The following is a 12,091-nucleotide window of genomic DNA, read 5'->3' on the forward strand; positions in this document are numbered from 1 at the left end:
CCATGGCTGATCGCGACCCCACTATTTTCACGGTTGATCCCGCCTATCCCTTCGTGGATGCGCTCGCAGCGGGCCTGATCAGCCGCGCAGGCGGGGACCCTACAGCGCTCGCGGACATGACAGTGTTGGTGCCTAACCGGCGGGCCGGGCGGTCGCTCCGCGAAGCCTTCCTGCGCCAGCTTGGTCAGAAGCCCACGCTCCTCCCCGCCATGCGCCCGATCGGCGATGTGGACGAAGACGAAATCACTTTCCTTGGGGCTGGCTTGGGCCTCGACCCATCTGACCTTAAGCCCGCCATTGGTGGCACGCGGCGACAGGTTCTCTTGATGCAGCAGGTGATGCGCTGGATTGCGCTCAAAGGCGAGCGGCTCGCTCCCGCACAAGGCTGGCGTCTGGCCGGCGAGCTTGCCAAGCTGATGGACAGTATCGACACGGAAGGCCTGTCGTTTGACGGCCTCAAGGACCTGGTGCCCGAAAATCTGGCGCACCACTGGGAAGATACGCTCGCCTTCCTCAAGATTGTGTCAGAGCACTGGCCTGCGATCCTCGAGGCAGAGGGTGCGATGAACCCGGCGGCCCGGCGCGATGCCATGCTGGATATTGTCGCTGAAGCCTGGGCCCAGCGCCCGCCTGTTGGGCAAGTGTTTGCGGCCGGTTCCACGGGCTCGATTCCGGCAACAGCGAAGCTTCTCTCAGTTGTCGCGCGGATGCCGAACGGGGCGGTGATCTTGCCGGGGCTGGACCGCGACATGCCCGACCGCGCCTGGGACGCCATCGATGCCACGCACCCGCAAGGCGTGCTGAAAAGCCTGCTTCTTACCATGGGCGCAAATCGGCACGAGGTAGCCCACTGGCCTGTGCCCAGTCTGCCTGTCGGGCCGAACCGGGGGCTCCTTCTCAGGCACGCGTTGCTGCCTGCCAAGGAAACCGATGGCTGGCGGGGTCTTGGCCTCGCGGATGCTGATGACCCCTTCGCGGGCCTGAAGAAACTGGTGGCGCCCACGCGCCGCGAGGAAGCCGACGCCATTGCGGTGATGATGCGTGAGGTTCTTGAAGAGCCATCAAAGACCGCGGCGCTTGTGACGCCTGACCGGGCGCTTGCCCGCATGGTGCGCGCCAGCCTGTCGCGCTGGGGCATTGAGGTGGACGATTCCGGTGGTGACCGGGTGCTGAACACACTGCCCGGTCGTTTTATGGGGCTTTTGGCATCTGCCGCATCTGAACAGTTTTCGCCTGTTGCGCTGCTCTCGCTCCTGCAGCATCCGTTTGTCGCTGTGGGGCTGGATCGCCCGGCGTTCCTTGCGAGCCTCCGGCGGCTGGATACCTTTGTTCTGCGCGGCGTGCGGCCGGCGGGTGGCCTCCATGGCCTGATGGCCCGTGCCCGCGTTGTGGCCCAGGACACTAAGGCTGGCTTCAACGACGATGACATTGCGGTGCTTGAGTGCGTGATCAAGGCGCTTGCGCCGCTTGAACAGGGCCTCGCGGAAGAATTGCCGCTCGATGCGCTGCTGCGCCGCCATGTGGGTGTGGCCGAAGCGCTTGCCTCGACCGAGGCTGAAGCTGGCGAAGCCATCCTGTGGAAGGGCGAGGAAGGCCAGGCGCTGGCGGATGCGCTGGCGGACCTGATTCAGGAAACAACGCCAGTGACCGGTGTGATGGCAGACGGCTATGCCGCCCTGTTCGATGAACTGCTGGCTGGCGTCAGCGTGCGGCCCGTGTGGCGCCAGCACCCGCGCCTGTCCATTTGGGGGACGCTGGAGGCCCGTCTGCAGCGGGCTGACCTGATGATCCTTGGCGGTCTCAATGAAGGCACCTGGCCGGGCGAGGTGAAGCCCGAGCCCTGGATGAACCGCCCGATGCGGGCAGAGTTCGGCTTGCCGCCGCTTGAACGCCGGATTGGGCAGTCTGCCCACGATTTCGTGCAGGCGGCTTCAGGCGGTGATGTGGTGCTGACGCGCGCGGAAAAAGTGGGCGGCGCGCCAACGGTGCCAAGCCGCTGGCTGTTCCGTATTGAAGCCCTCGCAGGCCGCGAGGTCCCAAGTGCAGGGCCTTATCTTGATTGGGCGGCAGCGCTTGACCGCAGCGCGGTGGTGACACCCTGCCTGCCGCCGCGGCCTACGCCGCCACTGGATGCGCGCCCCTCCAAGCTTTCGGTTACACAAGTGGAAACCTGGATGCGTGACCCATATGGCCTTTATGCGCAGAAGGTGCTGGGCTTCCGCCCGCTTGACCCGGTGGACGACCGACCGAATGCAGCCACCAAAGGCACGCTGCTTCATGAGGCGCTTGAACGCTTCCTTCTTGAAGACGGCCCCACGCGCGGTGATGCGGGGCTCAAGCGCCTGATGGAAGTAGGCCGTAAGGTGTTCGAAGACGTCCTGACCATGCCCACGGTTTATGCTTTTTGGTGGCCGCGGTTCGAGCGTATTGCCGACTGGTTCGTGAAAAATGAGGCCGAGCGCGCGGAGCTTTATGACGTGGCAGCGGTGGAAAGCTGGGCAGAGGCGAAGCTGCCGGGCGCCGATTTCACGCTGATCGCCAAGGCAGACCGGATCGACCGCCGGCGGGAAGGCGGCGCGCTGACCATCATAGACTATAAAACCGGCAACATTCCCACCAAACGCCGCATGGAAGCGGGCTTCGCGCCCCAGCTGCCGCTTGAGGGCTGGCTAGCTGAGCGCGGCGCGTTCGAGGGCGTGGACGGGACAGAGGTTGAAGACCTTGTGTTCTGGGAACTGAAGGGCGGGGAGCCGGTGCAGAAACAGCACCGCCCCATCAAAGACGTGCCGGATATTATTTCGGACGCGGAACAAGGCTTAACCGGCCTGGTGAAAGAGTTCTCGAAGCCCACGACACCATATCTTTCCAACCCGCGGCCCAAGGAAGCCGGTTATGGCGACTATGACCATCTTGCGCGGGTGAAAGAATGGCGTAACGCCGATGATCCGTTCGGGGGAGGCAAAGATGGCTAAACCCCGCATGACGTTTGAACAGGCGCGTGCCACGCACCCGGAACTGACAGCCTGGGTGGGCGCATCTGCCGGAACGGGCAAGACCCACGTTCTGACCGCCCGCGTGCTTCGGCTGATGCTGACGGGTACAGACCCTGAAAACATCGTCTGCCTGACCTTCACCAAGGCTGCGGCAGCGGAGATGAAAAACCGTATCTTCGAGGAACTCGGGCGCTGGACCCTGATGGCCGATGACGTGCTGGCCGCAGAGATCAATCGCCGTACCGAAGAATACCCGGACGCTGACATGCTGACCCGCGCGCGTCAGCTGTTCGCAAAGGTGCTTGATCTGTCTGGTGGACTGCAGATCCAGACGTTCCACAGCTTCTGTCAGGCGCTTCTGGGCCGTTTCCCGCTGGAGGCTGGGATGGCACCGGGGTTCGAGGGCATGGACGAAGCGGACGCCGCAGAGACCATGGCGTCGGCCAAGGACCAGATGCTGGCTTACACCCAGACGCCAGCTGGCGCGGCGGTCAAGAAGGCGCTCGACAAGGTCGCGGGGCTGGTAACGGAAAACACCTTCGATGAGGTGATCGAGCGGCTGTCGTTCGAAGCCTCCACCCTCCGCCGTGCGGAGCAGGCATACGGCAGCATGGGGCTGGTGCCCGCCCTATACCGCGCGCTTGACCTGACGCCGGGAGAAACAAAAGCCGCAGTGCTTGAGGCGGCGATAGCGGACGACGCGTTCGACCTTGGGGGCATGCGCACTATCGGGCCGGTTCTGCTTGCAGGCAGCAAGACGGAAGCGAAAGCAGGGGAAGCGATCACCGCATTCACGGCAGCGGAAGGGGACGCGCGCAAAGCATTGTTTGATGACTATGCGCTGGCCTTTCTGACTGCCACCGGTACGCCCCGCGCCCGGATCGCGGTCAAGAAAACGCTAACAGACCATCCCGAGTTTGAAGCGATCATTGAGAAAGAACAGACGCGCCTCATGCGCGTGACGGACCGTATGGCACGGATCGAGGCGGCAGAGGCCACAACGGCGCTGTTGCAGCTTGGGCTCGCGCAGCTTGGGCGCTATCACGATATCAAGTCTGAGCGCGGGCTTGTGGATTTCGACGACATGATCGACCGCACGGTGGGTCTTCTGAGCCGCGGGGACGTGGCGCCGTGGGTGCTCTTCAAGCTGGACGCGCAGGTGGACCATATATTGGTTGATGAAGCGCAGGATACCAACCGCGACCAGTGGCGGGTGGTGGAGGCGCTGGCGGCTGAGTTTTTCTCAGGCGAGGGCGCGCGTGACCGGGATGTGGTGCGCACCATCTTTGCCGTGGGGGACGCCAAGCAATCGATCTTTTCTTTCCAGCGCGCCGACCCGCGCGAGTTCGTTGCTGCGCGCGACCGGGTGTTCCACCGTGCCTGGCAGGCGGAATGCGAGGCCGAACCTGTACCGCTTAATCTGTCGTTCCGCTCGGGTGGTGCTGTACTGTCGCTTGTGGATGCTGTGTTCCACCGGGAAGCAGACGCGTGGCACGGACTTTCCGCGGACCTTGAGCATGTGGAACACCAGTTTATCCGTTCTGGCCATGGCGGCCTTGTGGAGCTGTGGCCGCTCGAGGCACCAGCCGCGGATAATGAGGGCGACGAGGAAGCCACATGGGTGCCGCCTACCGTTCAGGAACAGGCAGATGACGCGGAAGGCCGCACGGCCTGGCGCATCGCCCGACGTATCAATGACATGATCCGCAACCGTGAGATTCTGGAAGCGCAGGGCCGCCCCATTGAGGCAGGCGACGTGCTGGTGCTGGTGCGCCGCCGGACGGCGTTTGTCGACCATCTGGTGCGCGCGCTCAAGTATCTGGGCGTGCCGGTGGCGGGCCGCGACCGGATGGTGCTGACGGACGAGCTGCCGGTGATGGACTTGCTCGCGCTGGCGCACGCGGCGCTTCTGCCCACCGATGACCTGACGCTGGCGACCGTGCTCAAAAGCCCGTTCGTGGGCTTCGATGACGACTTGTTGTTTGATCTCGCTTACGGCCGTAAGGGTGCCTTGTGGCACGCGCTCCAGAAGAAAGCGGGGGAGAGGCCGGAGTTCGCCCGTGCACTGAAGTTCATGCAGGACGTGGTGAAGGGCGCGGATATCCTGACGCCGTTCGAGTTTTTCTCTCATGTGCTCACTGACCTGGGCGGTCGGAAAAAGCTGACATCCCGTCTCGGGGAAGAGGTGCATGACCCGATCGATGAACTTCTGGAGGAAGCGCTGCGGTTCGAACACACGCAGGCCGCCAGCCTGCAGGCCTTCATTCACCGGGTGGAGCATGGCGGCACCCAGATCAAGCGGGATATGGAAGCTGCGGGCGGTGCCGTGCGCATCATGACAGCCCACAGCGCCAAGGGCCTTCAGGCGCCGATTGTGTTCCTCTCGGACCTTGTGAGCATGCCGGATGTGAGCCGTGACGGACGCGTGCTGCCCTTGGAGGCAAAAGACCCGGATATGCCGCCGCTATTGCTGTGGACATCGCCTGCCAAGAACCTGGCGATCGTTGAGGAGATGAAAGCGGCGCTGAAGGAGAAGCAGGTTCATGAATATAGGCGGCTTCTTTATGTGGCGCTGACGCGCGCCGAGGACCGGCTTTATATCGCGGGCTGGCAGGACAGGCGGGAGCCGAACGAGCACAGCTGGTTCAAGGCCATCGAGGCCGGTTTTGAGCGCATCGGGGCGGAGGACGTGACGCTTGCGGACGGGCGTGAGGTGAAGCGCCTGACGGTCGAGCAAACTGCCGAAGTGCCACCCGCGAAGGCGAAAGCAAAAGCAGACGCTGTGGCTGCGCTGCCGGATTGGATCACGCAAAGAATGCCCGATGAGCCTGATCCGCCGCGACCGCTGGCGCCCAGCCGCCCGGACGAGGACGAACCTGCCGCCACAAGCCCGACTGCGCGCGGTGACGGCAAGCGGTTCGAACGCGGACGCTTGATCCACACACTGCTAGAGTGGCTACCTGACATGCCTGTGGATACCCGGGCAGACGCCGCGAAAGCCTATCTGCGGCGCTCGGGCGGCTTGCCCGAAAGCGATGTGGATGCCTTCTGGGGCGAGGTGGAAAATATCCTGAATGATCCGGTCTTCAGCCCCTTGTTTGCACCAGGCAGTCGCGCCGAAGTGCAGGTGGCCGGCAGCGTGGGCAGCCGCATCATTTCTGGCCAGGTGGACCGCCTTGTGGTGACCGAATCAGATGTGCTGATTGTCGACTATAAGACCAACCGCCCGCCACCGAGGGATGCCGCGGGTGTGGCGCCAATTTACCTCAAGCAGATGGGGCTCTATAAAAGGGCACTCGAGGGCATATACCCTGGGCGCACGGTCCGTACTGCCCTTTTGTGGACGGACATCGCGCTTCTGATGGAACTCAGCAAAACCCAGATGGATGAAGCACTTAATACCATGGGGCTTTAGCCCATATCTGGTTTGTTTTCACGACCGTGTTACTAAACCTTGACCCCGCGCGGGCCTGTTCTTACGTTAGCTTTCAAGCCGCCAGTGAGGCGGACAAAAGAGGCAACATTCCGCTCGGGCCTTGTAGCGTTCCGGCCCGGCGAGCAAAAGAAAGAAGACAGAGTTATGGCGACTATCACCATCACCGACGACAATTTTGAAGCTGAAGTGCTGAAATCCGACAAGCCAGTTCTGGTTGATTTCTGGGCGCCATGGTGCGGCCCCTGTAAAATGATCGGCCCGGTTCTGGAGCAGATCTCCGGCGAGCGTGACGACATCGTGATCGCGAAGATGGACATCGACGAAAACCCAGAGACGCCAACGTCTTTCGGTGTGCGTTCGATCCCAACCATGCTGATCTTCAAGGGCGGCGAAGCCGTGGCGACCACCATGGGCGCCAAGCCGAAAGCCCAGCTTGAGCAGTGGATTGACAGCGCGCTCTAAGCGTTCGCTTCATCGAGACTTGAGAAAGGCGCCCTATCAGGCGCCTTTTTTTGTTGCGGAAGGCGTCACCCTGAACTTGTTCCAGGGTCCATTGCTTTAGGTGTCAGCGCGGAAGACGAACTGTATGGATACTGAAACAAGTTCAGCATGACAGTTTTTATCCTATTTAGCTCGGCAGGATGCCTGCTTCGCGAAGCACCTGGCCCGCGAGATAGAGCGAGCCTCCGATCAGGACAAAAGGCGGGCGTTCGTCCTGGGCCTTTTCACCCGTCATCTTGAGCGCCGCTGTTACGTCCTTGGCCACCAGTCCATTGATGCCTGCGTCGGTAGCCGCACCCGCAAGGAAGCCGGGTTCCGCGGCACCCGGCTCACCCGGGATCGGCACGGCGATCACTCGGTTGACGATGCCCGAAAGGGGCTTCAGGTAGCCCTTGGCATCCTTGTTCCCGAGCATACCAAGGATCAGAATGATCTCGCGCTCCACCGGGTCCACTTCTGATAGGAACGACCGGATCACTTGCCCTGCCGCCGGGTTATGGCCACCGTCCAGCCACAGGTCATGGCCTTCCGGCAGCATGGCGTTAAGCGGGCTGTTCTTGATCTCCTGGAGGCGCGCTGGCCAGCGCACCCAACCAAGCCCCGCCTTGATTGCGGCATCGGGGATGGTGATGGCCTGTTGCGCGTGCGCAAGGGCAATGGCCATGCCCGCGTTTGTCACCTGGTGTTCGCCCACAAGGTTCGGCATGGGCAGGTCAAATTCGCTTTTCCAGTCACCATAATTGAAGCCGTCACCGCGTGGTTTGATGCTGGCCTGCCAGTCACGCTCAAAAAGTTTCGGCTGTACGCCTTTTTTCTCGCACACGCCCAGGATGGTCCTTGCTGCTTCACCCATTTGTGGGCCAACGACCGTGGGGACGCCTTCCTTGATGATGCCGGCTTTTTCAAACGCGATTTTGGCGAGCGTGTCGCCCAGGAACTGTTCGTGATCCATGCTTACGGGCGTGATGCCCACGGCGGCAGGCTTTGCCACGACATTGGTGGCGTCAAGACGCCCGCCAAGGCCGACCTCGAGGATGCAGAGGTCTGCCGGCGTGCGCGCGAACGCAAGGATGGCAGCGGCAGTGGTCACTTCAAAGAAAGTGATCGGGTCTTCGCCGTTCGCTTGCTCGCATTCTTCCAATAGTTCCGTCAGCGCGTCTTCGGAAATCAGCTTGCCTGCAACACGGATGCGCTCTGCGAACCGAACCAGATGAGGGCTGGTGTAGACATGCACCCGGTGCCCGGCGGCCTCGGCAATCGCGCGCAGGGTAGCGGTGGTGGAGCCCTTGCCGTTTGTGCCGGCGATATGGATCACGGGTGGCAGCTTGTCCTGCGGGCGACCAAGTCGTTCGAGCAAGCGTTCCATGCGGCCAAGCGACAGGTCGATCTTCTTGGGGTGCAGGCGCATCAGGCGCGCCAGAACAGCATCGCTGGCCGATGTATCCACGAATGGGCTCCCTAAAGAAAGGCCGCCTGGCTGGATGCCGGCGGCCGGTCAAGACTTACAAAATTTATTCGGCGGCCTTTTTCTTATGCCGCCCGCCCATCAGGAGGCGGATCATAGTACCCAGCTTTTCGCCCAGCTCATGCCGGTGCACAACCGCGTCCACCATGCCGTGTTCCTGCAGATATTCTGCTGTCTGGAACCGTTCCGGCAGTTTCTCACGGATGGTTTGTTCGATTACACGCTGGCCTGCAAAACCGATCATGCAGCCCGGCTCAGCGATCTGAACGTCGCCCAGCATGGCATAGGATGCAGACACGCCACCTGTTGTCGGGTCTGTCAGCACAACAATGTAAGGCAGGCCCGCGTCGCGGAGCATCTGGATCGCGACCGTGGTGCGCGGCATCTGCATCAGGGAAAGAATGCCTTCCTGCATGCGTGCGCCACCCGAGGCGGTCATCATTACATATGGCGCGCCGATCTTCAGTGCATGGCGAGCGCCGGCAATGATGCCTTCGCCCACGGCCATGCCCATGGAACCGCCCATGAAGAAGAAGTTCTGAACCGCGACGACAACCTGTTCGCCGCCGATCTTGCCCACAGCAACCTTGATGGCATCTTCATCGCCGGTTTTCTTGCGCGCGTTCTTGAGGCGCTCGGAATATCTTTGCGTGTCGCGGAACTTCAGCGGGTCCTGCGTCACGTCTGGCAGGTCGATAAGATCGTAGGTGCCATGATCGAAAAGATTGTCGAACCGGTCGGTGGGCGGTACGCGGTCGTGATGGTCGCAGTGCGCACACACATATTGGTTGGCGACAAATTCTTTCTGGAAGATCATCTGGCCGCAGCTTTTGCACTTGTGCCAAAGGTTGTCTGGTGTTTCCTTTGGGTTCAGTACTTTTTGCAGCTTCGGTTTTACATAGTTGGTGAGCCAGCTCATGCGTCTCAACCCCTTCTCTTATCTGCCTTTTTGGCGCTTGGCGCCCTTCAGCCTTTTGTCCCGGCCCGCACACCTTCTGCGAGTTTCCCGGTAAAGTCCAGCACGTCCTTGACCATACCCTCTTTCGGCATGTGGGTGTCATCGAGCCCGGTTTCAATCAAGGAGACGATTGCGGACCCGACCACAGCCCCATCCGCCACGCGGGCGATGGCTTCGGCCTGTTCAGGCGTGCGGATACCGAATCCGACGGCAACTGGCAAGTCTGTATGTGACTTGATACGCATTACCGCCGATTCGATATCATCTGCCGTAGCAGATTTGCCGCCCGTCACGCCGGCTACGGCTACATAATAGACGAATCCGCTCGCGCCATCCAGTACTGTAGGCAAACGGGCGTCATCGGACGTTGGTGTGGCAAGGCGGATCACGTCGATCCCGGCCGCATTTGCGGGCAGGCGAAGCTCCTCATCTTCCTCGGGCGGCAGGTCGACGACGATCAGCCCGTCAACGCCCGCGGCGGCTGCGTCCGTGCAGAATTTTTCGGTTCCATAAGCATAAATGGGGTTGAAATAACCCATCAGGACAATCGGCGTACTGTTGTCGTCTTTGCGAAACTCACGCACGATTTCAAGGGTCCGATTCATGTTTGCGCCAGCCTTCAGCGCGCGCTGGGCCGCTTTGTCGATTGCTGGGCCATCGGCTGACGGGTCGGTGAAAGGCATCCCCAGTTCGATGATGTCGGCACCTGCGCCGGGCAGGCCTTTCACGATTTCCATCGAGGTCTCATGCGTTGGATCACCGGCGGTTACGAAAGTAACGAAGGCAGCGCGTTTTTCTGCGGCCATGCGCTCAAAGCAATTTGAAAGTCTGCTCATGCTTTAAATCTCCGCACCCAGGGCGTCTGCCACTGTGAAGATGTCCTTATCGCCGCGACCAGACAGGTTCATGACGATGATATGGTCCTTTGGCAGGTCTGGCGCCATGCGGATGACTTGCGCCAGCGCGTGGCTGCTCTCGAGCGCTGGGATGATGCCTTCCGTGCGGCACAAAAGCTGGAAAGCCTCAAGCGCCTCATCATCGGTGGCGGAAACATAGTTCACCCGGCCCGCTTCATGCAGCCACACATGCTCCGGCCCGATGCCAGGGTAATCGAGCCCGGCCGAGATCGAATGCGCTTCGGTGATCTGGCCGTCATCGTTTTGAAGCAGGTACGTGCGGTTACCGTGCAGGACCCCGGGTGTGCCACCGGCGATGGAGGCAGCGTGCTTGTCTGTATCCAGGCCGTGGCCTGAGGCCTCGACCGCATACATCTGCACGTCCGGATCATCAAGGAACGGGTGAAACAGCCCCATGGCGTTCGAGCCGCCACCCACACAGGCCACAAGGCTGTCGGGCAGGCGGCCTTCCTGGGCTTGCAGCTGCTCGCGGGTTTCGCGGCCGATAATGGATTGGAAATCGCGTACCAGCATAGGGTAGGGGTGCGGGCCCGCCACTGTACCGATGATATAGAAGGTGTCATGCACATTGGTGACCCAGTCGCGGAGCGCATCATTCATCGCGTCCTTCAGGGTCGCGGAGCCGCTGGTCACCGGTTTCACCTCTGCGCCCAACAGCTTCATGCGGAACACATTCGGCTTCTGGCGCTCGATGTCCACCGCACCCATGAAGACAGTGCATTCAAGGCCGAAGCGGGCGGCCACGGTGGCGGTGGCAACGCCGTGCTGGCCCGCGCCAGTTTCGGCGATCACGCGGGTCTTGCCCATGCGTTTCGCCAGCAGTACCTGGCCGATGGCGTGGTTGATCTTGTGCGCACCGGTGTGGTTGAGGTCCTCGCGCTTCAGGTAAATCTTGGCGCCGCCCAGATGCTCGGTCAGGCGCTCAGCAAAATAGAGCGGGTTCGGACGGCCAATATATTGGCGGTTCAGTTCGTCCAGCTCGGCCAGATAATCCGGGTCCTTGATGGCGTCGCGGTATGCCTTTTCCACCTGGTGCACCAGTGGCATCAGGGTTTCCGAGACATAGCGTCCACCGAATTTTCCGAAGTGACCCTTTTCATCAGGGCCGGTACGATAACTGTTAAGCGACATTGGTACGTCCTAACTCACATAAAACCACCGGAAACCCTACCTTACGGCTTTCGCAGCACTAAGGAAGGCTTCAATTTTCTCACCGGACTTCTTGCCCGGCGCATCTTCAACGCCCGAGGAGACATCCACGGCGTGGGCACCACTTTCCTGAACCGCCTGCCGGACATTCTCTGGCGTCAGGCCACCTGCCAGCAACCAGGGGTACGGCAGGTCCCTGCCCGACAGCAGGTTCCAGGGGAAGCTGTGCGCGTTGCCGCCCGGGCGGTCAGACCCTTTCGGCGGCTTGGCATCAAACAGGATCGCGTCCACGTGGGGGGCGAACATGTCAGCCTGATCGATATCCTCTGCCGTTGATACCCCGATTGCCTTGATGATTGATACGCCAAGGCGGTTCTTCAGGATCAGTGCCTCATTGGGGTATTCGTCGCCGTGCAGCTGCACCCAGTCCAAATCCAGCGCGTCGCAGGCATCCTCAATGAAATCATGATCCGCGTTAACGAACAGGCCCACCCGTTCAGTTGAGGACGGCAGCTGACGGCGCATGGCAGCAGCGTCCTTGAGCGTCAGGTTCCGGGGCGACTTATCGAAGAAAACAAAGCCAAGCCAGCGGGCGCCATAAAAGGCTGCCAAGTTGGCGTGTTCAGGCTTTGTAATGCCGCAAATCTTTACCGAAACAGACATGCCCCATGG

8 protein-coding genes are annotated in these 12,091 nt (G+C 61.4%); 3 read left to right on the forward strand and 5 right to left on the reverse strand.

What is annotated here, in order from left to right; translation table 11 throughout:
* The first annotated feature begins 2 nt into the window (after positions 1-2).
* The 3 genes from addB (at position 3) to trxA (ending at position 6,891) form a co-directional block, all read left to right on the forward strand.
* Positions 3-2,972: a double-strand break repair protein AddB gene (addB, locus tag KORM41_RS00625; RefSeq protein WP_068143322.1), complete on the forward strand. Its 2,970-nt coding sequence runs from the start codon at positions 3-5 to the stop codon at positions 2,970-2,972.
* Positions 2,965-6,408 (forward strand): double-strand break repair helicase AddA, encoded by a 3,444-nt coding sequence (gene addA, locus KORM41_RS00630; protein ID WP_068143323.1) that lies wholly within the window; start codon positions 2,965-2,967, stop codon positions 6,406-6,408. Before addB ends, addA begins: the two co-directional genes overlap by 8 nt.
* Positions 6,409-6,492: 84 nt before the next feature.
* Complete coding sequence (gene trxA / locus KORM41_RS00635) at positions 6,493-6,891, forward strand: thioredoxin (RefSeq protein WP_331709186.1); 399 nt, start codon at positions 6,493-6,495, stop codon at positions 6,889-6,891.
* 166 nt (positions 6,892-7,057) lie between these two features.
* On the opposite strand, the gene KORM41_RS00640 is transcribed toward trxA, so the two are convergent.
* From KORM41_RS00640 to KORM41_RS00660, 5 genes are all read right to left on the reverse strand, one after another.
* Positions 7,058-8,377 (reverse strand): bifunctional folylpolyglutamate synthase/dihydrofolate synthase, encoded by a 1,320-nt coding sequence (locus tag KORM41_RS00640; protein WP_156431840.1) that lies wholly within the window; start codon positions 8,375-8,377, stop codon positions 7,058-7,060.
* A gap of 64 nt (positions 8,378-8,441) precedes the next feature.
* The gene (accD, locus tag KORM41_RS00645; RefSeq protein WP_068143327.1) at positions 8,442-9,314 is read right to left on the reverse strand and encodes an acetyl-CoA carboxylase, carboxyltransferase subunit beta; all 873 of its coding nucleotides are present in this window, start codon (positions 9,312-9,314) and stop codon (positions 8,442-8,444) included.
* 47 nt (positions 9,315-9,361) lie between these two features.
* Positions 9,362-10,189: a tryptophan synthase subunit alpha gene (trpA, locus tag KORM41_RS00650; protein WP_068143329.1), complete on the reverse strand. Its 828-nt coding sequence runs from the start codon at positions 10,187-10,189 to the stop codon at positions 9,362-9,364.
* Positions 10,190-10,192: 3 nt separating this feature from the next.
* On the reverse strand, positions 10,193-11,401 hold the full coding sequence (gene trpB / locus KORM41_RS00655; protein WP_068143331.1) for a tryptophan synthase subunit beta: 1,209 nt from the start codon (positions 11,399-11,401) through the stop codon (positions 10,193-10,195).
* 36 nt (positions 11,402-11,437) lie between these two features.
* Positions 11,438-12,082, reverse strand: a complete 645-nt coding sequence (locus tag KORM41_RS00660) for a phosphoribosylanthranilate isomerase (protein ID WP_068143333.1) — start codon at positions 12,080-12,082, stop codon at positions 11,438-11,440.
* Positions 12,083-12,091 lie beyond the last annotated feature (9 nt).

Source organism: Kordiimonas lipolytica (assembly GCF_001550065.1).